We start from the raw sequence: 26,100 nt of genomic DNA, 5'->3' as shown, positions 1-26,100 counted from the left end.
ATGATGTTTTCCTCATTTGGTGACCAAGCGCGCACTTTCATGCTTAGCCGTCAGAACGCACAGCTCAAGACAGAAATGGATAGGCTCTCCCTTGAGCTTTCTAGCGGAAGAGTCGCCGACACCTCCAAGGCTGTTCGCGGGGATTTTACTGGTTTAAGTGAAATTGAAGAAGCGGCGGCTTCCCTGGGCGCGTATAAAACCGCGAATTCGGAAGCGGCATTATTCGTGGAAAATGCGCAGTCAGTTCTTGGCTTCATTCAAGGGTTAACTGGTGAGGCGGCGCCAGCGCTCCTTATGGCCTCAAATACCAACAACAATGAACTCGTTGACGCCACCACCTCCGATACCAAACAGAAATTCGAGTCTGTAGTTTCCGCTCTAAATACTCAAACAACAGGCCGAGCACTATTTTCCGGAAGGGCGACTGACACAGCCGCTCTTGCTTCCGTGGACGATATGCTCGCGGATTTAACACCACTTCTTGCAACCGAAACAACGGCGGCAGGGGCGCTTGCAGTTATTGATTCTTGGTTTGACGACGCGGGTGGGGGGTTCGAGACAATTGGGTATACGGGCTCACAGACCACGCTCTCGCCATTTAAGATTGGTCCGGGGCGAGAAGCACATTTTGAAATTACAGCAGCCGATCCCGGAATTCGGGGTGTATTGAAAGGTCTTGCTATCGCGGCTCTCATTTCCGAGGGGACTATGAGTGCCTTCGCCTCCGAAAGGCAAATCCTCCTTCAAAGTGCTGGCGAGGCCCTTTTGTCAAATGAGAACGAAATATCAGGCTTGAGAGCAGCAACGGGCACTGCCGAAGCCCATATCGACGAAATGCGCGTTCAGAACGAAACAGAAATACACGCGTTGGATTTGGCGCGCACGAGAGTACTGGGAGCCGATCCCTACACTGCAGCGACGGAACTTGAAGCTGTGCAAATTCAACTCGAGACGCTTTACACAGTAACTGCGCGACTATCGCGCCTAAATCTAGTGGACTTTTTAAGATGATCAGAAGAATTCTGGCACTTTTTACTATCCTACTGGTGAGTTCAACCGGCCTCACCCATGCATCACCCGTCAGGATTAAAGATCTGGTTGAGTTTGATGGCGTCCGAAGTAACGACCTTGTTGGTTATGGATTAGTTGTTGGCCTAGATGGTACCGGCGACGGACTAAGAAACGCGCCCTTTACAGAAGAAATTATGTCAAACATCCTCGAGAGGCTTGGGGTAAATGTAACCGGTGAACAATTCCGACCTAAGAATGTTGCCGGTGTATTTGTAACAGCCACCCTCCCGCCGTTTGCAAGAGCGGGCAGTATGATTGACGTAACTGTTTCCACAATGGGCGACGCAAAGAGCCTCGCTGGTGGCACGCTTGTTATGACACCGTTGAACGCCGCAGACGGTGAAATCTACGTGGTCAGTCAGGGCTCGATTATTGCTGGAGGGGCTTTCGCAGAAGGAGAGTCAGCGAGCATAACGCGGGGCGTACCTACTTCAGGTACAATTCCAGCTGGAGGGCGGGTTGAACGCGAAATTGATTTTAACTTTGCTGCCATCAAACAAATGCGGCTTGCACTTCGGACGCCGGACTTTACAACTGCCGAGCGGATTGAGAGGGCGATTAATAGGGAATTCGGTCGCAGGGTCGCGTTAATGCTGGATGCAGGAACCGTGCAAATTGATATTCCTGCCACTAAAATGGCCTCCGCAGCTCATGCAATTGGGCGCATAGAAAACGTTGATGTGGAGCCACAAAGAAAAGCCCGCGTTGTGGTCGACCAGCGATCTGGCACGATCGTTATGGGCGAGGATGTTAGAATTAGCAGAGTTGCCGTGTCACAGGGGAACCTAACCATTCGCATTCAGGAAGAACCTCTCGTTGCGCAACCAAACCCGTTTTCAGATGGGCGGGAAGTCGTTGTTCCCCGTACAAATATTGATGTACGACAGGATCCAATAACAGGATTAGCCGAAGTGTCGGGTGGAACCTCTCTCTCGGAAGTCGTTCAAGGGTTGAACGCCTTAGGAGTTTCTTCGCGGGATCTTATAGATATTCTAAAAACAATTAAGGCTGCCGGTGCCCTGCATGCGGAGTTCATTGTGAATTAAATCAATCACGGAACAGCAAACAGCTGAATGCCCTACTCCAGCGAACCTGCGGCTTTCCATCGGCGATGAATCCACAACCATTGATCCATGTTTTCCCGAACCCTTTTCTCAAGACTATCATTTAGAGCCTGTGTCATCTCTTCGGCACTTCCAATCGGGACAGGTTCTTCAAGTTCAATTCGAAAATTCAACCCGTCTTCTTGGCGGATCGCGTAACAGGGTATTAAAACAGCGTTGTATTTTAGGGCCAACTGCGCAGCAGAAAGCGCGGTTTGCGCAGGTTGCCCGAAAAAAGTGAGCGGTGCACCTTGTCCCATATGCTGGTCAATCAAGATCGCCAGAGTTCCCCCAGAGCGCAAGAACTTAACCATCTGCGCCATTCCGCGGCGCCCACGCTGAAAGAGCGGCTGCCCGATTTTGGAAATGGTCGACACATAGTAATCATTAAAGAACACGTTTTTCATGGGACGATAGAGACCCCCAACATCAAAACCCTGGTCAATCATTTTCGCGCGAACAACATCGTAATTCCCAAAATGCCCCGAAACAAGAATCGCGGATTGCTTTGATGCGCGCGCCTTTTCAAGAGCTTCAAGTCCTGGTCCATTGAGTGTTGTTTTCCGCGCAATTTCCAAAAACTCGCTCGGAGAAAACAACTCGGTCATCGTGCGCCCAAAATTTTCTGGCACAGCACGAGTTAAACGCTCTTTTTCGACGGGATCAATATTAGGGAGCACAAGATCAAGATTTACGCGGATTCGGCGCCGGTATCCAGCGACAGGGGCGACAATATGTTTAAAAAACCAGCCACCAACTCGAATTCTCAACGGATAGGGCACGAGGTGCAACACCGCCAAAATGATCCGAATAAACCAGAACAACAGACGATCCCGAAACGGGCCATCTGGCTTTGGATCAGCCGTGGTTTCGTGTAGGTTCTCTTGCGACATGGGGCGATCACTTCTTTTTCTTTCAACGCTATATACCTGAAACATCCGACGTTCCAAGGCAATTGAGCGCCCGCGTTCTGTACCTTGTTCCGTGAAACAGGATATGATCTATTGCTGTCAACGACTTGAGATCAAAGCCAAAGGAAGTTCGCAGTGCACGAAAAAGCCATAGCAATTCTTCCTGCGCGGGGTGGATCAAAGCGCATTCCGCGGAAAAACATTCTTGATTTCCATGGGAAACCAGCAATCGGATGGCCAATTCAGGCTGCCCAACAGAGTGCATGTTTTGACCGAGTTATTGTTACGACGGACGATGCCGAAATCGCCCGAGTCTCTCAAACTCATGGGGCCGAAGTTCCCTTTTTGCGGGACTCCACATTGGCTGACGATTTCACGGGAACGACGGATGTGATCCGTGACGCGGTGGAAAAACTGAACCTCCCGCCAAAAACCCTTGTATGCTGCATATACCCGACGGCACTCTTTCTTTCGGGAGACGACCTTGCCCGAGGAAAAGACCAATTGACCGAGGATGTTGACTGGGTTTTGTCTCTTGGCGAGTATGCCACGCCGATTGACCGCGCATATACAATGATCGATGCAACAGAGCGAGTCGCAGCAAGGCACCCCGAAAAAATGCCCATGCGTTCCCAAGATTTGGAACCCGCGTACTTTGACGCGGGGCAGTTCTATTGGGCCCGAGCAGAAACTTGGCTCGATAAAAACGCGCGCGTTTGGGACGGAGCAGCTTCGGTGATTTTGCCGCCGGAACGGTGTATCGACATAGACACGCCTACAGATTGGCGTCGCGCCGAGCATCAGTTTGCCCTTTTGGAAATGGAGAAAAATGCGTCTTCTCATCCGGACTGACGGCGATACGATCATTGGTGGCGGTCATGTCATGCGGTGCCTAACATTGGCGAACGAGGCGACGGAGCGCGGGCACCACGTTGAATTTGTTATGGCTGCAAGGCTCAATACCATGTCACAACGGGTTCGGGATTCTGGCTTCAAGGTCCACGATATCAGTCCAAGTTCACCTCCCCCCCATGACCCGGCGGGCCCTGCCCACAGCAATTGGCTGGCGACTTCATGGCAAGAGGACGCAAGGGCGACGGCTGAGGCCGCCCAGAAACTCGGCCCCGACTGGATCATTTGGGATCACTATGGGCTGGATGCACGCTGGACCCACGAAGTTCGAAGCGCGACTTATACAGCGCAATTCATGGCGATCGACGATTTGGATGACCGCGCGTTGGGGTCCGAGCGTGTTCTTGATCAAACTCGAATGTCAGAAACGGCGCGCCTCAATCCCGCCGATGCCACACTTACAGGTGCCAGTTTTGCCCTTCTTAGACCCGAATTCGCTGCATTGCGCCCCACGGCCCTCGCCGGCCGAAATGATACCGTCACACGCATCCTTATTGCGCCGGGTATGGTCGACGGCTCTGGATTGGCCCCCCTCGCACTGCGAGCGCTCGCCGCATTTCCTGATATCGAAGTCGAAGTCGTTATGGGATCTTCAAGCCAAACCGTAATCGAGGTCGAAACTCTTTTGGCGACACGTCCAAAGGCGACGCTCGCTTTGGATGCCGACAACATGGCCGAGCGCATGGCGCGGGCCGATTTATGTATCGGAGCGGGAGGCATGACGAGCTGGGAGCGTTGCTGTCTCGGCCTTCCCGCTATGGCCATTTGTACCGCGGACAACCAGAAAGCCGTGCTCGACGCCCTTGATCGCGCGGGGGCCGTGACTGCGCTTTCCTTGGAGCAAGCCCGCAATCCCAACATATTACACCACGCCCTCATCCGGACAATTTCCAAGTGCCGAAATATGTCGAAAGCAGCCGCTGGATTGTGTGACGGCTTGGGGGCTGGACGCGTGATGGACGTACTTGAAGCAAAGCTGAGGCCAATGGAATTGGGCGATACCCAAACGTTATACGACTGGCGAAACCAATCGCATATTCGTGCTGCCAGCCTCGACACGGATGAACTTGTTTGGAGCAATCACGAAAGCTGGATGCGGAAAACCTTGCGCGGAAACGAAGGTCTGTGGATGATCTATAGCGAAGGCTCGCGCGATTTAGGACACGTGAATGCGCAAATCGTGGCCGGAAAAACCTGGTCGTGGGGGTTTTATGTGGGCGCGGAAAATGCGCCACGCGGTGCCGGACTACGTATGTTGGCGACCTTCCTGAAGGTCCTGTTTGACCGGCGGGATGTTACCGCGCTTGAAGCAAAAGTCCGCGTTGAAAACACACGTTCAATTGCCTTGCACAAGCGGTTCGGATTTCGTCAAATAGGCGTCGATGATCCTCAAGTCCTTGCGTTCCGACTTGACCGATGCGATGTGAAATTGGCCGCGGGTATCTGGCAGCCAGTCAAAGGAGAAAACAGCGATGCACCCTAAATTTTCAATCGCAGGACGGTCCATTGGAACGGAGCATTCTCCTTATATCATTGCCGAATTGTCAGGCAATCATAACGGCGACCTTGATCGCGCATTGGCGTTGGTGGATGCTGCAGCGACAACCGGCGCGGACGCCGTAAAGCTGCAAACCTACACGGCCGACACGATTACCATTGACGTTGATCGCCCCGAGTTTCGCATTTCAGGTGGGCTTTGGGATGGTCGCAGCCTGCATGAATTGTATCAGGAGGCCAGCACCCCTTGGGACTGGCATGAAGCCCTTTTCGCCCGCGCGAAGTCCTATAATTTACACTGTTTTTCTTCGCCTTTTGATCCCACCGCCGTTGATTTCCTCGCTGGATTTAATGTTCCCGCCTACAAAATTGCGTCCTTCGAGCTCGTGGATACACCGCTCATTCGCAAGGTCGCTACCCAAGGAAAACCAATGATCATGTCCACTGGCGTGGCCAATTACGCCGAAATTGAAGACGCATTAGGCGCCGCCCGTGAGGGTGGGGCCACCGAAATTTGCCTCCTGCATTGCATCTCGGCCTACCCTGCCAAACCAGAGGAAATGCGCCTCGGCACCATTGAAGCCTTGGCAAAAGCCTTTGGCGTGACGGTTGGCCTTTCCGACCACACGTTGGGATCAGCGGTCGCTGTGGCCTCGATTGCACGGGGAGCGACCGTCATCGAAAAGCACATGACCCTCGCGCGCGCCGACGGCGGACCAGATGCGGACTTCTCGCTTGAGCCAGACGAGTTTACGCAATTGGTCGCCGACTGCCGCATGGCGCACGCAGCATTGGGCGAACCACGTTTTGATCGTGCAGGCGTTGGCGGTACAAACGCGACCTTCCGGCGATCGCTTTATATTGTTGAAGACGTTGCGGAAGGCGCAGTTTTGACGGATGAAAACCTAAGATCAATCCGCCCTGGTTTGGGCCTCGCGCCCAAACACCTGCCCAGCGCCCTTGGCAAAACGGCAAATCGCACTCTTAAACGGGGTGAACCTTTGGCTTGGGATATGTTTTCTTAACCAGCCTGCACATCAAACATGTGGCTTTCGATCGCTTCGGCGGCGCGGTCCAAATTGGCATCAAACGCGCCAAACCGCGCCCGAATTAAATCATAAACGGGATCGGGCTCCGACAGGGAGTTCACGAAATTCTCCAGCGTTTCCGCGTCCGAAATCTGTTGCAACTCGGAAAAAATTTCCACGTCTTCGGCAAAAACGGCAGCAGGTTTCCCGGAATAGATACAATCCAGCACAGTCGTTGAAGTCGGCGAAATCATCGCGTCGCACAGGTCAATCGCGTCGTGAATGGACGCCTTAGCCAAGGGGCCTGAATAGTAGTGTGAGAACAGTACATTCGGATGCTTCTGCGCGAGGGCTTTGTCATGACTACGGTGGTTTTTACGCACTTTTCCACGGTGTGACCGAATGATGATCCCCATATCCGGATGGTTCGTGAGAATGGAATCCATCAGGTTGTAAAAATGCGAAATATGGTCACCAGAATAGCGCCCTTTGCCCCAACGGAAGGATTGGCACACCAACAACCGTTTGGGATATCGAGCGACCCAGTCGTTGACTTCAGGACCCCATGCATTTGAAGGCAAGATGTTTTTCTTCGTAAATCCAACAACCTGAACGCGCTCCGCACTTGCAGGCTCAAACAGGCTTCTGTTTTTTCCAAGGGGTTCCCAAAACAAAAGGCGCTGCGAATAATACGCCATAGGCCCATCCGTAAGAGGCCCGTTCACACCCAATTGATAGGCGCCGTGTTGTAGGAAAATGCTCTGTTGTCCGTTGGTGCGAATATGCGTGCCGCGTTGTTTGCGAGTGGTCGAATCCCAGTTTGGATCGGCAATCGTAAGAACCGCATCGGCTTTGTTGATGTCGCTTTTATAAAAGAGTTTCATCCGCCATTTGGACGCCGGTTCGGGCATGAAACCTTCGCTGTTGAAGGCTTGTGTAAGACGCTTTTCTTTGCGCAACAGTTTCGAGTAAACGAAAGCGCGCACATCAACGTTGCCGCGCTTATGCAGGCGCGCGAGAACCGGATAAGTGCTCTCTACATCCGGCATTCCGTTGAGATACGCCAACAGGACGGGTTTATGAGACATTCAATGCCGCCGAGAGGCTCGAGACGACTTGGTCCTGATCTTGATCGCTTAGACCGAAATACAACGGGATGCTGATCGCGCGCTTATAGTAGGCCTCTGCGTTGGGATAGTCGCCCCAGTTGAACCCACGGTTGCGCCAATACGGTTGCGTATGGACCGGAATATAATGCACATTTACACCAATCCCCGCCGCCCGCAACGCCGCAAAAACCTCCGCCCGATTGTCCACCTGAATAGGGTAGAGATGGAACGCAGAATAAGCATCAGACGATTGGGCTGGGCAGGTCAGCGGGAGGTCCGCCAGAAGCCTGTCATAGCGCGTTGCCAGTTGATTACGACGTTCCACAAATTCCGCAAGGCGAGTCATTTGCGAACAACCCAACGCGGCCTGCAACTCGGTCATGCGATAGTTGTATCCCAAGGCAACCTGCTCATACGCCCACGGGCCATCAAGCTCTTCACCGGTCAATGAAGCCGGATCGCGCGTTACACCATGCGAGCGATAAAGCTCCATACGCCGTGCAAGTTCTGGGTCTTGGGTGGTCGCCAGCCCGCCCTCTGCGGTGGTCACAATTTTTACGGGGTGAAAGGAAAACACGGTGATATCACTATGCGTGCAATCGCCCACGGGTTGGCCTTTGTACGCGGCGCCAATGGCGTGGGATGCGTCTTCGATAATGCGCACACCATATTGTTTGGCAAGCGCCCCAATCCGGTCCATCGCTGGGCTTTGCCCCGCAAAATGCACAGGAATCAAGATCTTAGGCAAAGTTCCAGCACGTTCCGCCGCAGCCAGTTTGTCGGCAAGGGCGTCGGGACACATCATGTAGGTTTGCGGATCCGTATCCACAAACGAAACATCTGCACCGCAATATAGCCCCACATTTGCCGAGGCGACAAAGGTGTTCGGAACGGTCCACAACCAATCGCCGCGCCCAAGGTCCAACGCCATACAGGCAATATGCAACGCTGACGTCGCCGAATTCACCGCGACGCCAAAAGCCGCGTTGCAGGAACTGGCAACCGCTGCTTCAAAGGCTGGAACGGTGGGGCCTTGCGTGAGGTAATCTGATCGCAAAACCCTTACGACCGCTTCAATATCCTCATCCGAAATCTCTTGGCGGCCATATGGGATCATTAGAATTTACCGATTTTACCACTGTTCGCGGCAATCCATTCCTGAAGCTCCGCAACGCCCATCCATTCAGAATTTCCGTCCGAAGTATACTCAAAATCTTCAGCAACTTTCTTGCCATCTTTAATCCGATATGGGTCTTTTGACCAATTGTGAATCGCAGGAATGATTTTGAAATATTTGTCATATTCATAGGTGTGGGGCGCATCTTCGACACCGATCATCTGCTCGTGCAATTTCTCGCCGGGGCGGATACCGATGGTCTCTTGTTTTGCTCCGGGAACAACCGCCGATGCAATATCGAGGATGTTCATGGACGGAATTTTGCGCACGTAAGTTTCGCCGCCAACCATATCCTCAAACGCGTGCCAAACCAGATCAACGCCCTCTTCAAGGGAAATCATGAAGCGAGTCATCCGTGGATCGGTGATCGGCAGCGACCCTTTTTCTTTGAGGCTATCGAAAAACGGAATAACCGACCCGCGCGAGCCCATAACATTACCGTAACGCACCACAGAAAAGCGGCATTTATCAGCGCCAGAATAGGAATTCCCCGCAACAAACAGCTTGTCGGACGCCAATTTCGTCGCGCCATAAAGGTTCACGGGGCTCGAGGCCTTATCCGTGCTCAAGGCAACACAGCGCTTCACGCCTTTGTCGATACAGGCGTCGATCACATTCATCGCGCCATTGATGTTGGTTTTGACACATTCAAATGGGTTATATTCCGCGATTGGCACAATTTTTGTGGCCGCCGCATGGACCACGAAGTCCACATCATCCAGCGCGCGCATCAAGCGGTCACGGTCGCGGACATCGCCAATGAAAAACCGCACACGTGGGTCATCGCCATAGATTTTGGCCATTTCCCATTGTTTCATCTCGTCACGCGAATAAATGATAATTCGCTTAGGATTGTATTTTTCAAGCGTCATAGGAACGAAATGCGATCCAAAAGAGCCAGTTCCGCCAGTCAGGAGAATTGTAGAGCCGGTCAGCATATTTTGTCCCTTATGAGGTTGTTGATTGCTCGTTTTACTTAGGTGAGCGTTAGAAGTTTTTAAACCTCGCGCAAGTCGATGTCCACAACAAGCGTTTCACGTAATCAAGGCGCGCGATTTAGGATTTAGGACTGCGTTCTAAAACGATGACTTCGGACTGGTATTTCCCATCCTCAGATAGGGCGCCATGAACAAAACTATCGCGGGCCAAGACGTCAAAACCATCAAATTTCTCGACGATGAAGCCAGTTGTGACCTGCTCAAGAACCCCGATATCCCCACTCTTTTCGGCGACTTTTTTGCCGATCGCATGATTGCGGACCAATACGTTTCGCGCGATCAGTGGCTTAATGATCGATATGTAATTGGCCACCACGTCAGGTTCCATTTCCTGAAACGACATGAAATTCGCAAAGAGGTCAAACTGTCCTTTGAGCTTTGGCAATTGCCACGGACACAGGACCACGGCGCTATACTTACCTTTCAGGTCCTCAAGATCAATTTCATCCATCAAGCGGCTCTGGGAATAATCCAACACACGATCCGCCCCAAAAACCTGTTGTAGGTACCACGTCGAAACGGCCGCAACGGGCGGGATGTCGACATTGACATAAATTCCATTGGATTGGGCCTTGAGGAATATCTCGCCAAGCGTGCCAAATCCGCCGCCAATTTCCAAACAGCTTGCAAAATCCGAGGTGTCGACTTCGCGCTTCAAAAGGTTGAGAGCGCGCATGTAATTGAGCATGGGATAACTATAGGCCCGCCCATCAAATTCAAAACGTTCACCGTCAACATCGGTGCTTTCACTCACCTTATCCAGATCCAAACCGCCCGATCGCTCACTGGCGCGGTACAAGCGATAATCCGCGCGGGCGCGATCAGAATGCGTGAGTCTCGTGGCCCAGCGCTTGCGTTTTCGCGGTGGCAGCTTGGCCAAAATCGGGTCCAGAATGTGGCGCCAGCGACCATAGGTATTGGACGCATAGACCGGAACGTAAAAGAAGCGCGCAGAGGGATGGGTACGGAAACTGGAAATCCCAAATTCCTGAATATCGTCTACAATTTTCTTGAGGCCACTGTTCCAAAAGTTCGTCGGTTTAAACTCTTGCGGGGCGGACTCCATATCGGTCAACATATCGTCAAGAACTGAAGTTTTCGCCATCATCGTGGTCCTTTAATCAATTGGAACCTCCCCAGTAAACCCAGAGAATTTTAGGCATTTATGCAGGCTAGAGGACTGTTTGCAACCGCTCTCTTGTCTTGGCAATTCAAGTCGCACCCATCGCAATCCATACTATTTACGGATATGAGAACATATACTTACACCTATGGTGTGGCTAACATGGGGTTGAAAATCGCCAATTTGAATTTTGAAAGACCGTAAATGCGCATTATTATTGCACTCCTTATCTCAATACTGGCAATCACACCTACGGTTGCCCTCGCGGATGGTCGCGTGGCCCTTTTGATCGGCAATTCAGACTATAGCCGCCCAGATCTTGCGCTTCCAAACCCCAAGAATGACGTTATCGCGCTGGCCGAGTCCCTCAGAAGTTTGGGCTTTTCCGTGACTGAAGTTATCGACCAAAGCTCGCAGGGCATGCAAGTGTCGTTGTCTGCCTTTCAAGCCGAGGCGGCTTCCGCAGAGATCGCGTTGTTTTTCTATGCAGGGCATGGCGTTCAGATTGGAGGCCAAAACTACCTAATCGGCACGGATATCGACACAATCAATGAAGAAGACCTACGCCGCGCATCGATGACATTGACCCAAGTGCGCGACGTCTTTGAGGCCGCAGCGCCAGACATTGGGATGCTCATTTTGGACGCATGCCGCAACAACCCGTTCGCCGATGCAGGGCAGGTGGAAAAAGGATTGGTGCGCACCAAAGGGGGCGCGGGTTTGCTCATCGCCTATGCCACTGATCCCGGAAATGTTGCCTTTGATGGCACGGGCGCAAACAGTGTGTTTACCTCTGCTCTTCTGAAAAACTTGGCGACCCCCGGACTTGAGGCGCGATTAATGTTGGGTCGGGTGCGCCAACAAGTGGTTCTTGAGACGCAGGGCCAACAGGTGCCGTGGGTGGAGGAAGCCGTACTGGGCGAGCATTATTTCGTTCCAGCAAGTATTGATGCGACCCCGAAGGACCCAAATACGCTCGAATTCGCCGAATGGCGCAGAATCTCCAGCAGCACAAATCCTGCCGAATTCAGCGCATATTTGGAGCAGTTCCCCGATGGCCTGTTTGCGGATTTTGCCCGCGACCGCGTGGCGATGTTGCAAAAAAGCCAGACAATTTCTGGCAACAGCCAAGACCTTCTCGCCTCTGCCGATATTGAACAAGTGAGTGCCGCGCTGGCCGCATTGGGGTTCTACGCGTCCAGTGACACCGCGCAAGCGGGCACAACCCGCAATCTAAATGCCGACATCGAAGTCGCAATGAATGCCTATCGTACGCAATTGGCCCTCCCCAATGACGCGAGCCTTGAACAGTTATTCACCGACGCAGGCCAAGGCTCAATGTTTCTTGCCGCCACAACCCTGCAACGCATGCGCACCGATATCGTTGCCCTGCGCAGCGTTGATCGCACCCGTGTCATCGCCCAAACTGCGCTTGTGCAAATCACAGAAATTGCCCTGACCAACCCCGATGCCCTCCCCATTTTGGAAATTGCCAAAAAAGATATGCAAGCCATTGAGGACTCTCGTGATACGATTTTACAAAGGCTTGATCAAAGTCGCACATATTACGACGAAATCCTCAATCGGGCCGTACTCTTTATGCCCAAAGGGGCGACGGTCGCCCTCATTGGCGGCGAAGAGCGCTCCCGCGATATGGGGCTAAATAACCAACGACTATTCAACGACGCAAATTTATTTTTGAAACATATTTCTGACGCGAATGAATCACAAAAAGGAAGTTACGCATGGCTCGTAGACGTTATTTCAGAGGGCTAACACTCCTTACAACCGTGGCTTCGCTTGCCCTTGTCGCCTGCGGCCCGACGCAAACCAGTCCTAAAAAGATGGCCATTGCGCCAACGACAACCGTCTCAGCAAGTTCCGCGGAAAAGCAACTTCAACGGCAAGCCACCGCGATGCAAAAAACCATCCTAGAAGGTGCGGTCGCAGGGGCTCTCCTCGCAGGGGCTTTGAGCTCGAACAGAAGGGGTGCGATTTCAATCGGCCCTGCCATTGGCTTTGGCATGGTCATCGGCGGATCGGCGGGAACCTACGTCGCGTTTCTTCAGAAACAGTACAGCAACAATGAGCAACGCCTCGACGCTGTGAAGTCTGATATCGACGCGAATTCCGCCGAAATTCAACAAACAATAAATGTCATGCGGGAAGTTCTGGCCGTTCAGGAAGCGGAGCTTAAATCCGTGCGCGCGCGGGTAAATAGTGGCGCATCGCCGGAAGCTTTGTACGCCGAACTCGCCGATGCCAATGCGAACTTGCTCAATATGCAGTTGGCTATTGAAGGGGCGGACCGACGTCAAGCCGAGTTAGGTCAGGTTCGTGGCCTTGTGTTGGCCAACAATAACACATCCTTAATCGACCCCGACCTCGCCGCCTTGGCGCAACAAATTACGTCGATGAAAGCCATCGCCAATGATCTAGAAAACCAGTTGTAGGGGCAAATAGATGCATAAATTTCTACCAATTCTCGGCTGTAGTTTCCTTCTGTCCGCCTGTGTTTCAAGCAGCGATCCTGCGGACGGCGGTTTTTTTAATGGTGTTCAAGGAATTTCGTCTGGCGGCTATGACGCGCGGATTGATGAGCGTGAGCAAGCCGTTGTCGCCTCCCAAAGCCGCAATTCGGATTTGCGGGCCGAGCAAGCCAACTTACAGGCGCAAATCAAGGCGTCTGAAAGTGAGCTTGCGAAACTGAAGTTCACAATCCTCCAGCAAAAAAATGCGCTGTCGGGAATGGACCCGCAAACCAGCGCACGTGTGAATGCGGTGCTGAATGCGAAACCTTCTGGAGCGACGGACCAATCCAAGCTTGCGGCTTTGCAAAAAACCATTTCTGATGCCAAGGCCCTCTCGGCTGAATTGGCGAAACTTGCGGCTTAAGACCTTTTAAGAACCGAAAACACGGGACAATGTGATGCAACAAGACGAAGAGTTTGGAGATTTCAAAAAAGCGCTCACATCCCCCGTTTGCCCCTATTGCACTGCAGCCATTTCCACGCATCAACTCCTGCAGCCAGGGCATTGTGGCGCTGAGCCTTGCTTCCTTGCGCATATTTCCCGTGGTGTTCAGGCGCAAAAAGACCAAAGAGAACAAGACTATATTGAACGACAAAACTCTGCAAAAGAAGGGAAGGCATCCGCCATTGCAACAGCCGCGTTCCACCTAAATTGCGATACGGACGACCTTCTGATTGCGGTCGTCCCCTTCCAAAACAACCCAGTTGAGCCCCTCCCTCCCGCGCACCGCGAAGCCTTCCGGCAGCATTTGGAAAAAATCGTCGAAGAGGCGTTCGCCCTTGGTTCAAGTGCCCTTGAGAACGCCGAAATTTCACCAAATTCCAGTGCCGAGCATTCAATAATCGATGCTGCCTGTAGTACCTGCCAAGGGTTCTGTTGTGCGAGAGGTGGCGGTGAAAACCATGCGTTCCTCACCGTAAAAACAATTCTTGGGTATCTCAGTCAGAATCAGGAATTACTTCAGGAGGACGTTATTGCCCACTATACGGACGCCCTTCCCCAAGCATCCGTTCGGGCGGCTTGCGTGTTTCAATCGGATCAAGGCTGCACCCTTGAACGCACCTCGCGTGCACCTCTGTGCAACACATTCTACTGTCACGATCTCCATGCCATGCATGATCTCACGCAAGGTCGCTCGGACGTCCGCATGGCAATTATCGGTGTGCAGGACGACACACCCGCAAAAGTATCCGCCTTTAGTGAAATCGCAGGCCAAATTTGTATTGACCCAACTTAACCTTCATTTTGGATTAGACACCGGCCTTAAATCCCATCGCTCTCGACGCCTTGAGGATCGGGTCCCAAATAGTGGAGGCAATGGGCGGGGGAAATTGCGCAAAACTGCCGGTAAATTCGGCGTCGCGGCGCAATTTGTCTGCATCTGATTGGCTCACTTGGGTGATATAAATTTGACGCTCGACCCGCGCACATCCAAGCTCCTTAAATCGATGTTCGAAAATAGTGTATGGTGCGATGATCAAAGTGCCCGGTCGCACGGTTTTTATGATCTGATCCTCTAGCTGTCTTAGCATTTCGATATGGCGCATGGGTCGGTAAAAATACACAACGTCATAGTTATCATAATGCGCATAATTCAACCCATCTGCTTCGATGACGTTACAGCGATCCGCTCGGGTATTCTTAAAGAGAGTCTCAGCGGCGGCAACGTAACCTGGATCAAATTCGAGCCCATCTGCGCGATCAAAAAATGCCGAAGCGCTCAAAACTTTCAACCCACCGCCGCATCCCACATCCAGAAACCGAACCGGATGCCTTGGACGTCGCGCCAACAGGATACGTCGCGCGGCATGGACATGCTCAATAAACACACTCTGTGGGAAGGCGATGTCGGCAAAACACCCATGCTCGCAGGCCGTTTCATTCTGCTTGGTATTGTTCAAAGTTTTGTAAAGGGAATCCAACAATTGGTCATTGACCATATTCTGGGAAATCGAAATATCATCCGTGGCAACGGAAGGTTTAAACAATTTGCGCCTTTGTGGCGGAATTTGATTGCGGATGAGGGTTTCAATTGCGGACCATTGGGTCATCCATGTGCGAGAATGGGTGGCTTCACTGGTCAGTTCGGCCCATTTCTGCGTCTCAAGAGCAGAGAGCGAACCGTTCAATTCGACTTCAGCAGTGCGCGCATTCGCTATTTCGGGGACAAAAAACAAAAACTTTCGGGCAACCATTGAGATTCGACTCATCGCCAACGTGACGCGCGCCGTATCGGCTTGCTCCGATTTGATCAACTCGGCACCGACAACTTCGACCGATTCACGAAGCTCTCCCAAAATGTCCTTCAACTCGGACTGTAGTTCACCGACTTGTTTCAATTTTCGCCCCTAGATTTTAGGCAGTCTCTCTCGGCGACACGCAACATGAATGGAAGGATAATCGCGTCAAATCTTACCTTCCAAACGCCATTGCTCCAGCATCTGCCGACTGATTTCAAAATGCATCGAATCTTCCCGGGTGAAACCCGCGCCCCAGACCCAGCCTTCTTCGTTAAAAAAATCCGCCAAAATGGTTAGGCCCAATTGGGTCTTTCCATCGCCCAGCGTATCAAGGTGTCCGTCGATATTTAGATCAACGGCCAGGCCAAAGGAATGGGTAGACGTGCGCCCAACGGTGCCCCGAATTTGCCGCACACAAAGCGCGCCAGCAGTATTTATACGCTCATAAAGGTCGGGGTCGGTCGCGCGAACTTTTTCAAACACGCGGTTCAAACTATCGACCGCAGGCTGAAGCATATTCACTTTTATCGGACCCACATCCGCCAAAACCAATAAATCCTTAAGTTTTGGATTGGTCATCGGTTCGCAATCGTCGCTCAGAACTTCCCTCGGTCGCCCCAAGAAAGATTCCAAAAAAGACGGCCCACCCACCACAATTCCCTTGTTTACTTCGCGTCGGTTCGCAATCAAAACCACCTGTGCATAAGCATCCAAAATGGTATTTGGTCCCTCTTTGACAAAAGGTTGGTCGTTCATCTGAGGCATAGCCTGCGGAGCCGACCCCAATTGCTGAACTTGATTTTGCAGAGCTTCGATCTGGCCACGAAGCGCTTCGATCTGCTGTCGCAACCCTTCAATCTCAATCCGCGCGCCGCTGTCAATTCCGGGTTCATTGGAATAATCGTCCTGTCCGCCACTTGTTTGAATGACCAGCCAAGCTAGGGCAGCCAAAAGCAAAACAATCGTCAGGACAACAATGGGGATGAGGCGCTTCAGTGGAAATATTCCTGATTAAATTATTCGTTTTATGTTTGCGGTAAGCCTTGCCGCGTGTCAACAGTCACGCGACATACAGCGTGATACTGGCCGTTTTCAAGAATTATGAAAGTGATTTTAAAATCTAGCCATGTTACGGTAATCAAGAAGAACATTTATGTTCCATTTCAATGGAGTCTTTAGGCATGACAAAACACGGTTTAATCCTTTTCACATCAGCTATGGTGGCGCTCACGACTTTCGGCTCCCCTGTATTTTCACAATCCAACAACGATATGACCGCTGAGGAAATGACGGAACGGTTTAGTGCCCAAAAAACCCGTGGCCTTGTTGTTGCGGTTCCCGCCAACGAAAATGCGACCGAAACCGATGCTGCGGCACAAGAGACTGTTGCGGCCACCGTCGCTCCAACAGCGGAACTGAACACGGATATTGTCCCCAAAGACGAACAAGTAAATCTGAACGTTTCCTTTGATTTTGACTCAGCGGCCTTGCGTAGCGATCAACTCCCAAAGCTGGTTGAATTGTGTTCAGCTCTTAAAGCGGCCGATGTTCAACAAATTCGTATTCTTGGGCACACGGATGCCTCCGGTTCTGCGGAGTATAACGAACGCCTTTCAAAATTGCGGGCCGAAGAAGTTAAACGTTTCCTTGTCACTGACTGCGGGTTCCCTGAGGATCGTATGGAAGCGCTTGGCGTTGGCGAACGCAATCTGTTTGATCCCGCAGACCCCAATGCCGATAAAAACCGTAGGGTCGAGTTTCAGGCTCTTGGCTAAATTCGGTGCAAGCCGTTCCTCCAAACTCCCTAAAGAATCGCGCAAGGATATTCTGTGAATTCAAATAGCAATCGCGGTATTTTTCAGATCGGCGATGTGCTGAACAATACTTACAGAATTGAAAAAGTCCTTGGTCGCGGTGGTACATCCGAAGTGTACCTCGCCACCAGTGTGATTTCTGGTCGCGTCATGGCGCTCAAAGCGCTGCGACCAGAGTACTCGTTGGATGAGGATTTTCGCGCGCTGATGACTCGCGAGGAGGACATGCGCGAAATCCGTCATGATGCAATTGTACGGTATTATGACAACCAACAGACCGACAGCGGGCTGATCTATTTGGTGATGGATTATGTCGAAGGGCCGGGACTTGATAGAAAAATCAAGGACGGTGGGATGCCCGCCGACGAGCTGCTCATTTTGTGCAAACGCGTCACCGAAGGGTTGGTCGCGGCCCACAAGAAAAACATCGTTCATCGTGACCTTTCACCAGATAATATAATTCTGCGCGACGGTAATCCGCATGATGCGGTGATCATTGATTTTGGCATTGCAAAGGATACCAACCCTGGTGCCGAGACGATTGTTGGCAATGAATTCGCTGGGAAGTATGCCTATGCCGCACCCGAACAACTTAGCGGTCAAACGGATGCCCGTGCGGACATCTATTCCCTCGGCGCGCTTTTGCTGGCGACCTACCGAGGTAAAGCGCCCGATATTGGCAACAACCCGATGGAGGTCATCAAGCGAAAGTCAGAGGTCCTTGATACATCTGGCGTTCCGGAACCCTTAAAATCGCTCCTTGATGCCATGACGCATCCCGACCGCGAGTTTCGTTTGCAATCGGCACAAGCAGTCCTTGATCGACTTCAGAACCCACAGGATAGCACCTCGGAAATTCCGGCGGAATTGGAGGACATGGACCGCACAGTCATCGTCCCACTTTCCAAAGCCAAGCCCAAAACCACACCCTCCGCCTCCCCTAAAACAACTGAGAACAAGAGTGCGCGCCAAGATCCACAGCCTCCTAAAAAATCGCGCAGCCTCCTTATCCCTACTCTAGCGGTCCTGCTGGTTTTGGCAGGCGGCGCCGGCGGATATTTTTCTGGGTTGTTCGGCGGACTTGTCACGACGAGTTACCCTGTTGCCGATCCCTTTACCTTCGTGGCCAGTCGTTCGGAAAACGGAACTGCACAGGCGGTTGGCAACGTTCCTTCCGAAGACATACAGCTGGAACTGACCCAATTAATGACCAAGTTGGGCGGCTCAGCAGAGTTGACTTTGGCCAGTGGAGAGATTGCCGAAACTTGGGGGAAAGATGTCCTGCAGTTGGTCAATAATGTTAGTGGCCTGCCCGAATGGCGCGTCCTCCTGAATGCCAATCAAGTGCGCATCACGGGCCTCACCAATGACGCGTCTGAACAGCAACGCCTAAATGATTTATTCGCCGGAAACGGTATTCCCGCCGGTTTAACCGGTACCGCGAATATTGAACTGGGCCCCCGAATCCTACCGGTTGCCGCGCTCCTGCCAGCACTCAACGGCTATGCCGATTGCGGCGAGTTACAAGTCATCAACCCGCCCGCTATTGGCTATTCCAATGCCGACGTGATCACTGTCACGGGCCGTGTTGCGAACGAGACCACGAAGGGAAATTTGGCGGAAACTTTGGCCGCGATTATTGGCGAGCGATCCCTCGATCTAGACTTCGAGGTGCTAAATCCCACTCTTTGTTCGATAAGTGGCGCCCTGCCTATGGTCCCGACGGGCGGCGTTGGCGTCACCTTTGGATTGGGGCCAGACAACACACCAAACCCAACGGGCACATTCTTTGTTGGGGACAATCCCATCATCGACATCACCTTGCCCGCCGACCTCACGGATGGGTATTTATTCGTATCTGCCTTGGATGTTTCGGGTAGTGTTTTTCACCTTTTGCCCAACGTATTGATCAAAGATAACAGCATCGCCTCCTTGCGCGATGGGCGCAGCGGACCAATCGACATTCGGGTTGCTTACAGTCTTGATGACGCGGCAGATGGCAGTAAATTGGCGTTTAATGTCGATGCCACGTCGCTGGGGAAAACCCAAATTATCGCGATCTACTCTGACACGCAAATATTCGATGGCATACGCCCAACGACGGAATCAGCTGGCGGTTATGCGGCGGCTCTCAAGGCACGTTCAGGCACAATTCGCTCGCTTGACAGCCGGATACTCACCACGGCAGAACGGCCATAAATCAGATCGGCCTGCGCGCAAAACGCGTAGGCCGCTCGCTAAGCGACATCCACAACGATGATGGAAATGTTGTCCGCGCCACCGCCCTCCAAGGCTATATTCAGAAGCTTCTCGGAAACGGTTTCAATCGGCGCTCCCGTGATCGCTTGCTGCAGTTTTTCAAACCCTGCGTATTTATTCAAGCCATCTGAACACAGTAAAAACCGGTCACCAGGCTCCAAGGTTCCACGTATTTTATCAAGCTCAAGGTCATCGCCGACCCCTACAGCTCGCGTAATCGCGTTTGATTGTGGGTGGTGCTCGGCTTCGTCCCACGTCAACTGCCCCGCGTGGACCAGTTCGGCTACCAGCGAATGGTCCGAGGTTAACAGCTCAATTTTACCGTCGCGCAACCGATAAAGGCGACAGTCCCCCGCCCAAAAACAAACAAGGTGCTGCCCCGAAATCATCAGCGCAACCACGGCCGCACCGATGGTACCGCCGCCGCGCGATTCAATCTCGTCCAATATGATTTGATGCGCATCAAAAATAGCCTTACGCAACGCTACCATTCGATTGGCAGGCTCAAGGTCAAGCGGCAGCATCGCAACGGCATCGACAATCGTTTGCGACGCAAAATCGCCTCCCGAATACCCTCCCATACCATCGGCCACGACCCAGATATTTTGGTCCCCTAATGCAAGGATACTGTCTTCGTTGATTTTGCGAACTTTCCCAACATGGGTCACTGCGTTATGGCGTATCGCCCTCATGTCTGTGCCCCTATCCGTTGGTCATTTGTGTTCCAAATTGCGGCCTCTAAATTAAAAAGCCCTTCCATTTCACGCTCATCCGGCAACCCAGAACACCGGATAGTCCGCGTGTCCTCGTCAAGACGCGCGCTCCAAACGCTGGTAGGCGATATGCTGCGGGATTTCGGCGAAGCCTGAGGACCTTCCCCAACGAGCGGAATGGCACTCAAACACGTGCTTAACGCCTCGGTGGTCATGCTGTCTTCGAGCGCATCTAGGGCGACAAGTTCCAATTCCTCAAAGGTCGCCGTTGCGGACAAATGTGCGTCAGAAACCTCAGTTAGCAAGGCGATTGGCGTGACCAACGTAAGAGGAAACGCCCGCCCAACCCGATCCACTGACGGCATTAGAACGCCCATCGCCGCATTTTGCCCCGCAAGCCCAGCGCTTAACGTAAACCGCCAAATCGGCGCGGACATATAGCAGGCCTGCCACTCCTCCCCGAGTGAATTGCGCACATTACTCAGGCCCATCTGAAGCCACTGGTCCCACGGTCGCACAAAGTCCGACGAAACATTAATTCGGAAGAAATCTCCCAAACTGGGAATTTTCCCAAAGGCACCAAACCCAGCCACGATCAAAAAGATTTCGGGCAGCTGAATTTGGTCAGCGCCGGTAAAGCAAAGGGATTGAGGGCCGTGCTGGTCTGCATCTGAAAGATAGCGATGCGCCCGCCAATATTAAAAATGACCCGCTTTCTATCGGGAACATTCGTGTTGCGAACCTCCGCAGAGTCTAACATGCGAAACCACGCCCACGGACCCGTTTGTGTGATCGCACTTTCCGAATTTCTTTTCTCCGGAGTGAACGATATGCGTGCACCACCAACGGGTCCGGGCCAACGTACAGCCGCCGGTCGAGGGATTTTATCTTTATGCTGAAAAGTCACGGGCTGACCATCAATCTCCAATAGAATTCCGCGCGCTTTTGGATCGAGTGCTTCGGGCGTCATTTGAAAGCCAACGTTGATTACAGGCGATCCCGCAAAGAAGGCATCACGAATTTGGGCCGCGTTTTCAAATTGCTGCAACACGGCCTGAGAGATCCCCAAGTCGGTATTGTTGACCTGTTTAAAGCTCCAAGGGCTTGTCTGAACATCCACAAATTTTGCGAGGTTATCCTTGAAGAACTTGTCCATCTCCCCGTCGGGCCGGAACAAAGCCGAAAAGTCTGGAATGGCTGCTTCGGCACGGGCGCGGTGTGTAAACGGATACGTGTTGTTAGCGACGCGTTCGCAGATTGGCAGAACCGTTTGCTGCCACTGGGCGTTTATCCCAGCGCGCGTTCCCTCCGTTGCAATTCCTGACGAACCAACAACAATTTGCGAAGACCACCGCTTCATAGGTCCGTTTGAAACCCGACCGACGGCTGCCTGAAAGCGCTGGAGTGCAACACTTGAATCTTGTGGGTTACCGATGCCACCCGCGAAATTAAGATTGCTAAGGTCCTGATACACATCCTTGAGGATATCGATCAATTCGTCCAGCTGTGACCCTTGCCCTTCGGGTTTGTTTGTCAATTGGTGCAGCCACGCAAAGTGATCCTCGACAAACTGGCCCGGAGGTTGTGGTTTACCGCCTGTTTCAGTTTGCGCTGAGGTCATGGCCTCAAGGAAAATCCGCCCATTCGTGGAAAGCCCGCGCCGCGCCAGACGCGTTCCGATGGTTTGCGCCCCATCTGCAACCGCCGCTGTACCATTCCCTTCATCGCTCTCGGCGGTTAGGTTTGTTTCGTAAGATACCGCTTCCAAAACATTGCCAATGGGTGACGTTGGCCCAGACAACACGTTGGTAACTTCGACAGCATTCGCCAAGTCACTCATGGGAATGATATCGAGATCGCCGAGCAACGTGTCGTATTGCAAGACGAAATCACCATAGTAGAGGTCCAAAACATCTCGACTCATTGCCATAAGCGCGGCTTGGCTTTGTTCCTGTTGCGCGCTTTCTCCGAGGACCCAGCTTTCGCGCTGAATGCGGGTTGCGATCCCTAGAGCTTCCTCCAGAAAAACTTCGTTGAAGCCGGCGTAGGTGTAAATGCCGGGAATCCCGTCGTTAAGTTGCTTGCCCGATGAGCGACTAAAGGCGCGCGTAATAGCAGGGCCACCGATATCCGTGAGCCGCCAAGCAGGAAGCTCTGTCGCTGCGGCGGAATTGATAATCCCGTTATACACCCGCTGCGATTGTGGCATTTGCGTCAACACACGTTGCACCGCCTCGACCAAATCATTATTCAGCGCGATGGGGTCAAGGGGCGCAGATAACAGAACGTCCAAATGCCCAAGCAAGTCTTCTCGCATGGGTTCGCCACGAGTATCTGGAAACGCCTGTTCCCAATCGGATTGCATCCAGTTGATGATTAAATCGCGATTGAGCGGACCAACCTGCCCCAAAATGAGGTAAACTTTCAAAGCGTCATAGAGCAAATCGGGATTGTTGATGTTTGTTTGCAGTTGGTTTTCAAGTCGCAAGAAAAGCCGTGGCAGCAAAAATTGGTTCAACGACGCCCGATAGCTTTGGCGCTCTTGGTTGTTCATGATTTTGCCTTGAAACAGGCCCCATCCCCTGCCTTCGGACGATAGATCAGCGTCCATTTGTGGATTGTCAGGAAGATCGCGCAGAATGTTGAGCGCGGGGATAATGGAGGCCAGATCGGTGTCACCGACGGGGTTTGGCGGAATTTGAGCAATGGCCGACCGATAGGCATCGAGGTCTGTTTGGGTGGCCTTTGCAACGGCGGTATTGCCCTGAAAACTCTGTGCCCAAACGACACCCATAAAGATAGCGGCGGAAATAGCGGCGGCAAAAGCGGCGCGTTTGGTCCATCGATACCGACGCTCCACTTTGTCGTCCGCCGAAACAAGACCCGCTTCTTGAAAGATCACCTGATCAAAAAGGCGCGTCAGAAAATAGGATCGCCCCGTTCCGCGCCCCGAGCCAATCGCTTGACGGCCAATGCCAAAGGTGCGGGCCATGCCCATCATCAAACGGTCAATCGGCGTGCCTTCTTGGGTGCCCGACGTGAAGTAAATTCCCCGAAGCATTTGGCGATCTTCGAATTTATTCTCTTGAAAGAGCTCCGCTAAAAACGTCCGCGCGACACCCTGAACCGAGGCCACCTGTGCAGGGAAACTTGCGATCATACTACGGCGCTGAATGTCGGTCTCGTTTTGCATCCGTTCCAAAGATTGCGCATTCAAGCGTTGTAACAACAGCGAGAATTCTTCGTCAAACGCGGCAATCGGCGACACTTTGGCCTTTTTGGTGATCAACGGCAGCGTGAAGCCCCAGACCTGCTCGCGCTCCACTTTGCCCAAAGGTTCGTAAAACTCGGAGAAACCCGCGATCAAATCGGCTTTGGTAAACAGCACGTAAACAGGGAAATGCACCCCAAGTTTTTCGCGCAACTCTTGTAACCTACGGCGCAATGCGACCGCGTGGCCTTTTTGGGTTAGCTCATCTTGCATCGAAAGATCAGACAGGCTGATGGCAATAATGGCCCCGTTAATCGGCTGTCTTTTGCGATGTTTTTTAAGTAGCCCCAGAAATCCAAGCCACGCGGCGTTATCGGCTTCGGCATCGCTTTCTTGGGTGGTATAGCGTCCCGCCGTATCGACCAAAACGGCATTGTCCGTAAACCACCAGTCGCAATTTCGCGTGCCACCAACACCGCCAACAGCGGTTTTTCCAATTTCATCCGCGAGAGGAAACTGCAGACCAGAATTGACAATCGCGGTGGTTTTCCCCGCACCGGGTGGGCCAATAATCACGTACCAAGGCAGCTGGTACAAGTGTTTGCGCCCGTGTTTGGATTTGCGCAGACCGAGCATCGCGGCCTTCAGCTTGGCGCCCATTTCACCAAGTTCTTCGGTCACGGCCTCATCTGGCGCACCCGTCTCATCGGCCATGCTTGCGAAGTCATCGGCAAGGTCAGTGTCACGTTTGCTGTGGACCAACAAAATCGTGAGAATAATCAGAAGCGCAACAATCCAGAGAAGGGCCAACCCAATAAGGCGCCCCATAACACTGTCAAATGGATGCCAATCGCCAAACCCTAGAAAGCCCCCGAGGAACCAAAGGCAAACCGACAAAATGAGCGAGAGGATGACGGTAATGCCAATCCCCGATCCTAAGGCTTTAAGCACTTTCTTCATTCCGTCAGTTCCTCGCGCAGCAGTATAATTTCGATGCGCCGATTTTCAGCGCGGCCTTCCGACGTATCATTGCTCGCAATCGGATCCGTATCAGAGCGCCCTTCGGCGACCAAACGGCTGGCCTCATCCAATTCGGGTGAAATGCTTTTGCGAACCATCTCCGCACGGGCCAACGACAAAGCCATGTTGTTTTTAAACCGCGCCGACCGAATGGGGGAACTGTCAGAATGTCCGGCGATAATGACTTGTCCTCTGGTGTCATTGAGCGCGTTGGCGACCCGAGAGAGCGGCACCAAGAAGGCAGGAGTGAGCGAATCCGATGCGGATTTGAACATGTCCTTGCCCTTGATCCGCACTGTAATAGTGTTGGCGTCCTGAAAAACAGAAACCAATCCCTCGTCGATTTCAGCCTTCAAAATCTCCGACACACGGTCTTTCTGCGCGATAACTTCTACAGAAGGTTCAACCACAACAGGCGGCGCGCGCCGTTCCAATTCGGCAATACCCGTGGGATCAATCACCGTGAACTGCGCCAATATTTTGTCCGTAGAGTTCGACAACAGGTTTGAAAGCACTAGAAACACAATCGTCATGACGGCGGCCAGCGCGCCCACCGATATCCAGAAAGGCTTCCACGCTGACAACTGGCGCAACGGTTTATTCAACCCCATCCAATGAGGCGACAGATCATGCTCGATGTCACCCTTTTGCGTGCGAATAATCCGCGCCAGCCCCGTGCGGATGTTCATATGTTTATCAACACCGCCGGCCTCGACCCTCAAACGGCCCTCGAACCCCAGCGATAGACACACATATAGGAATTCCAACAGGTCGATATTTTGCGCGGGGTCTTTTTCAAGACGTGCAAGAAGATCATAAAAACGGTCGCCGCCGACAGTTTCACGATGGAAAGTCGCGACCAAAGATTGCTGGCCCCACGTGGAAGCGCCACCCCACGGCGTGTTGAGGACAACATCGTCCAATGTGGCACAAATGGCGTAGCGCGCAACTTTGATCGTTTGCGGATCGATCTTGGCTTGCATGGCGCGGTTCTCAAAAGCCCGCACTTCCGCAATCACCGAACGGCGCATAGTTTCTGGATCGGCATGCTGGGCGCGGTTGCGAATACGGCTTACGAGGGAAAACAATGTAGAAGCTGCTGCATGGATCGGATTTAGGCCCGTAAAATCCTCGACTGCGGATTGATCTTGCTGAGGTGACGGCGCGCTTGGGGCGGGCGCCGCTGGCGCGGGAGCGGGCGCGTTAAACCCCGCGGGGTCATTATAATCCGCAGGACTAGGAGCCGCCGGAGCGGGGGCAGGCGTTGTGCCAAAAGGCGCTGACGCAGGCCTCCGCCCTCCCGGATTGGGGCGGATCACTGTGCGTTCGTTGTCGTTTGGTTCCGCAAATGGGTCGTCATCTGACATCGTTATCTCACAATT

At 52.6% G+C, this 26,100-nt stretch carries 22 protein-coding genes; 11 read left to right on the top strand and 11 right to left on the bottom strand.

Translation table 11 applies throughout. The annotated features are described in order from the left end of the window. Together AB9F26_RS00275 and AB9F26_RS00270 are read left to right on the top strand one after the other, a co-directional pair. A complete protein-coding gene (locus tag AB9F26_RS00275) occupies window positions 1-1,011 on the top strand; it encodes a flagellin (RefSeq protein ID WP_335585357.1) in 1,011 nt (336 codons plus the stop codon). Then, window positions 1,008-2,117, top strand: coding sequence for a flagellar basal body P-ring protein FlgI (locus AB9F26_RS00270; RefSeq protein ID WP_039002388.1), 1,110 nt, complete (start codon window positions 1,008-1,010; stop codon window positions 2,115-2,117). The genes AB9F26_RS00275 and AB9F26_RS00270 overlap by 4 nt, the downstream gene beginning before the upstream one ends. Window positions 2,118-2,149: 32 nt before the next feature. On the opposite strand, the gene AB9F26_RS00265 is transcribed toward AB9F26_RS00270, so the two are convergent. Beyond that, window positions 2,150-3,067: a lysophospholipid acyltransferase family protein gene (locus tag AB9F26_RS00265; protein ID WP_335585356.1), complete on the bottom strand. Its 918-nt coding sequence runs from the start codon at window positions 3,065-3,067 to the stop codon at window positions 2,150-2,152. A 153-nt stretch (window positions 3,068-3,220) separates the two neighbouring features. Between AB9F26_RS00265 and pseF the strand changes: the two genes are divergently transcribed. From pseF to pseI, 3 genes are read left to right on the top strand one after another with little or no spacing between them, the layout of a single operon-like run. Next, window positions 3,221-3,937: a pseudaminic acid cytidylyltransferase gene (gene pseF / locus AB9F26_RS00260; RefSeq protein WP_335585355.1), complete on the top strand. Its 717-nt coding sequence runs from the start codon at window positions 3,221-3,223 to the stop codon at window positions 3,935-3,937. Then, window positions 3,915-5,480 (top strand): UDP-2,4-diacetamido-2,4,6-trideoxy-beta-L-altropyranose hydrolase, encoded by a 1,566-nt coding sequence (gene pseG / locus AB9F26_RS00255; RefSeq protein ID WP_335585354.1) that lies wholly within the window; start codon window positions 3,915-3,917, stop codon window positions 5,478-5,480. Before pseF ends, pseG begins: the two co-directional genes overlap by 23 nt. Beyond that, the gene (pseI, locus tag AB9F26_RS00250; RefSeq protein WP_335585353.1) at window positions 5,470-6,519 is read left to right on the top strand and encodes a pseudaminic acid synthase; all 1,050 of its coding nucleotides are present in this window, start codon (window positions 5,470-5,472) and stop codon (window positions 6,517-6,519) included. Before pseG ends, pseI begins: the two co-directional genes overlap by 11 nt. On the opposite strand, the gene AB9F26_RS00245 is transcribed toward pseI, so the two are convergent. The 4 genes from AB9F26_RS00245 to AB9F26_RS00230 form a co-directional block, all read right to left on the bottom strand. Further along, window positions 6,516-7,610 carry a hypothetical protein gene (locus tag AB9F26_RS00245; protein ID WP_335585352.1) on the bottom strand — a complete coding sequence of 365 codons (1,095 nt, stop codon included), beginning with the start codon at window positions 7,608-7,610 and terminating at the stop codon, window positions 6,516-6,518. The genes pseI and AB9F26_RS00245 overlap by 4 nt on opposite strands. Further along, window positions 7,600-8,748: a UDP-4-amino-4,6-dideoxy-N-acetyl-beta-L-altrosamine transaminase gene (gene pseC / locus AB9F26_RS00240; protein ID WP_369767033.1), complete on the bottom strand. Its 1,149-nt coding sequence runs from the start codon at window positions 8,746-8,748 to the stop codon at window positions 7,600-7,602. Before pseC ends, AB9F26_RS00245 begins: the two co-directional genes overlap by 11 nt. Continuing rightward, on the bottom strand, window positions 8,748-9,746 hold the full coding sequence (pseB, locus tag AB9F26_RS00235) for a UDP-N-acetylglucosamine 4,6-dehydratase (inverting) (protein WP_335585350.1): 999 nt from the start codon (window positions 9,744-9,746) through the stop codon (window positions 8,748-8,750). The genes pseC and pseB overlap by 1 nt, the downstream gene beginning before the upstream one ends. Window positions 9,747-9,864: 118 nt before the next feature. Then, window positions 9,865-10,911, bottom strand: a complete 1,047-nt coding sequence (locus AB9F26_RS00230; protein ID WP_335585349.1) for a putative sugar O-methyltransferase — start codon at window positions 10,909-10,911, stop codon at window positions 9,865-9,867. Between the two features lie 222 nt (window positions 10,912-11,133). Between AB9F26_RS00230 and AB9F26_RS00225 the strand changes: the two genes are divergently transcribed. From AB9F26_RS00225 to AB9F26_RS00210, 4 genes are read left to right on the top strand one after another with little or no spacing between them, the layout of a single operon-like run. Beyond that, window positions 11,134-12,705 carry a caspase domain-containing protein gene (locus AB9F26_RS00225; protein ID WP_369767032.1) on the top strand — a complete coding sequence of 524 codons (1,572 nt, stop codon included), beginning with the start codon at window positions 11,134-11,136 and terminating at the stop codon, window positions 12,703-12,705. Next, window positions 12,675-13,382 carry a hypothetical protein gene (locus AB9F26_RS00220; RefSeq protein ID WP_335585347.1) on the top strand — a complete coding sequence of 236 codons (708 nt, stop codon included), beginning with the start codon at window positions 12,675-12,677 and terminating at the stop codon, window positions 13,380-13,382. Before AB9F26_RS00225 ends, AB9F26_RS00220 begins: the two co-directional genes overlap by 31 nt. Window positions 13,383-13,392: 10 nt before the next feature. Further along, window positions 13,393-13,824 (top strand): hypothetical protein, encoded by a 432-nt coding sequence (locus tag AB9F26_RS00215; RefSeq protein ID WP_335585346.1) that lies wholly within the window; start codon window positions 13,393-13,395, stop codon window positions 13,822-13,824. Between the two features lie 34 nt (window positions 13,825-13,858). Continuing rightward, window positions 13,859-14,698 (top strand): hypothetical protein, encoded by an 840-nt coding sequence (locus AB9F26_RS00210; protein ID WP_335585345.1) that lies wholly within the window; start codon window positions 13,859-13,861, stop codon window positions 14,696-14,698. A gap of 13 nt (window positions 14,699-14,711) precedes the next feature. On the opposite strand, the gene AB9F26_RS00205 is transcribed toward AB9F26_RS00210, so the two are convergent. Continuing rightward, window positions 14,712-15,800, bottom strand: coding sequence for a class I SAM-dependent methyltransferase (locus AB9F26_RS00205; RefSeq protein WP_369767031.1), 1,089 nt, complete (start codon window positions 15,798-15,800; stop codon window positions 14,712-14,714). Between the two features lie 66 nt (window positions 15,801-15,866). Continuing rightward, entirely contained in the window at window positions 15,867-16,652 is a 786-nt protein-coding gene (locus AB9F26_RS00200) for a M15 family metallopeptidase (RefSeq protein WP_335585343.1), read from the bottom strand. A gap of 230 nt (window positions 16,653-16,882) precedes the next feature. On the opposite strand from AB9F26_RS00200, the gene AB9F26_RS00195 reads away from it, so the two are divergent. Further along, the gene (locus AB9F26_RS00195; protein ID WP_335585342.1) at window positions 16,883-17,476 is read left to right on the top strand and encodes an OmpA family protein; all 594 of its coding nucleotides are present in this window, start codon (window positions 16,883-16,885) and stop codon (window positions 17,474-17,476) included. A 54-nt stretch (window positions 17,477-17,530) separates the two neighbouring features. Then, a complete protein-coding gene (locus AB9F26_RS00190; RefSeq protein WP_369767030.1) occupies window positions 17,531-19,714 on the top strand; it encodes a protein kinase in 2,184 nt (727 codons plus the stop codon). Between the two features lie 38 nt (window positions 19,715-19,752). Here the strand turns inward: AB9F26_RS00190 and AB9F26_RS00185 are convergent, their stop codons facing one another. Genes AB9F26_RS00185 through icmH form a run of 4 tightly spaced genes read right to left on the bottom strand, consistent with a single transcriptional unit; the run spans window position 19,753 to window position 26,085 of the window. Further along, the gene (locus AB9F26_RS00185; protein ID WP_335585340.1) at window positions 19,753-20,466 is read right to left on the bottom strand and encodes a protein phosphatase 2C domain-containing protein; all 714 of its coding nucleotides are present in this window, start codon (window positions 20,464-20,466) and stop codon (window positions 19,753-19,755) included. Then, window positions 20,463-21,080, bottom strand: coding sequence for a type VI secretion system-associated protein TagF (gene tagF / locus AB9F26_RS00180; RefSeq protein WP_369767029.1), 618 nt, complete (start codon window positions 21,078-21,080; stop codon window positions 20,463-20,465). The genes AB9F26_RS00185 and tagF overlap by 4 nt, the downstream gene beginning before the upstream one ends. A gap of 2 nt (window positions 21,081-21,082) precedes the next feature. Beyond that, window positions 21,083-24,658 (bottom strand): type VI secretion system membrane subunit TssM, encoded by a 3,576-nt coding sequence (gene tssM, locus AB9F26_RS00175; RefSeq protein ID WP_369767028.1) that lies wholly within the window; start codon window positions 24,656-24,658, stop codon window positions 21,083-21,085. After that, window positions 24,655-26,085: a type IVB secretion system protein IcmH/DotU gene (gene icmH / locus AB9F26_RS00170; protein ID WP_369767027.1), complete on the bottom strand. Its 1,431-nt coding sequence runs from the start codon at window positions 26,083-26,085 to the stop codon at window positions 24,655-24,657. The genes tssM and icmH overlap by 4 nt, the downstream gene beginning before the upstream one ends. Window positions 26,086-26,100 lie beyond the last annotated feature (15 nt).

The organism is Falsihalocynthiibacter sp. BN13B15, assembly GCF_041205415.1.
GTDB lineage: Bacteria > Pseudomonadota > Alphaproteobacteria > Rhodobacterales > Rhodobacteraceae > Falsihalocynthiibacter > Falsihalocynthiibacter arcticus.
The sequence above is the reverse complement of the archived record's forward strand: the minus strand, read 5'-3'. Positions and strand labels throughout refer to the sequence as shown.

Excerpts from the sequence above, each read along its gene's own strand:
- pseI (WP_335585353.1), top strand. The coding sequence starts at position 5,470 with ATGCACCCTAAATTTTCAATCGCAGGACGGTCCATTGGAACGGAGCAT.
- tssM (WP_369767028.1), bottom strand. The coding sequence starts at position 24,658 with ATGAAGAAAGTGCTTAAAGCCTTAGGATCGGGGATTGGCATTACCGTC.
- AB9F26_RS00225 (WP_369767032.1), top strand. The coding sequence starts at position 11,134 with ATGCGCATTATTATTGCACTCCTTATCTCAATACTGGCAATCACACCT.
- AB9F26_RS00245 (WP_335585352.1), bottom strand. The coding sequence starts at position 7,610 with ATGTCTCATAAACCCGTCCTGTTGGCGTATCTCAACGGAATGCCGGAT.
- AB9F26_RS00210 (WP_335585345.1), top strand. The coding sequence starts at position 13,859 with ATGCAACAAGACGAAGAGTTTGGAGATTTCAAAAAAGCGCTCACATCC.
- icmH (WP_369767027.1), bottom strand. The coding sequence starts at position 26,085 with ATGTCAGATGACGACCCATTTGCGGAACCAAACGACAACGAACGCACA.
- AB9F26_RS00220 (WP_335585347.1), top strand. The coding sequence starts at position 12,675 with ATGGCTCGTAGACGTTATTTCAGAGGGCTAACACTCCTTACAACCGTG.
- AB9F26_RS00185 (WP_335585340.1), bottom strand. The coding sequence starts at position 20,466 with ATGAGGGCGATACGCCATAACGCAGTGACCCATGTTGGGAAAGTTCGC.
- AB9F26_RS00230 (WP_335585349.1), bottom strand. The coding sequence starts at position 10,911 with ATGGCGAAAACTTCAGTTCTTGACGATATGTTGACCGATATGGAGTCC.
- AB9F26_RS00215 (WP_335585346.1), top strand. The coding sequence starts at position 13,393 with ATGCATAAATTTCTACCAATTCTCGGCTGTAGTTTCCTTCTGTCCGCC.
- pseB (WP_335585350.1), bottom strand. The coding sequence starts at position 9,746 with ATGCTGACCGGCTCTACAATTCTCCTGACTGGCGGAACTGGCTCTTTT.
- pseC (WP_369767033.1), bottom strand. The coding sequence starts at position 8,748 with ATGATCCCATATGGCCGCCAAGAGATTTCGGATGAGGATATTGAAGCG.
- AB9F26_RS00265 (WP_335585356.1), bottom strand. The coding sequence starts at position 3,067 with ATGTCGCAAGAGAACCTACACGAAACCACGGCTGATCCAAAGCCAGAT.
- AB9F26_RS00270 (WP_039002388.1), top strand. The coding sequence starts at position 1,008 with ATGATCAGAAGAATTCTGGCACTTTTTACTATCCTACTGGTGAGTTCA.
- pseG (WP_335585354.1), top strand. The coding sequence starts at position 3,915 with ATGCGTCTTCTCATCCGGACTGACGGCGATACGATCATTGGTGGCGGT.
- AB9F26_RS00195 (WP_335585342.1), top strand. The coding sequence starts at position 16,883 with ATGACAAAACACGGTTTAATCCTTTTCACATCAGCTATGGTGGCGCTC.
- AB9F26_RS00275 (WP_335585357.1), top strand. The coding sequence starts at position 1 with ATGATGTTTTCCTCATTTGGTGACCAAGCGCGCACTTTCATGCTTAGC.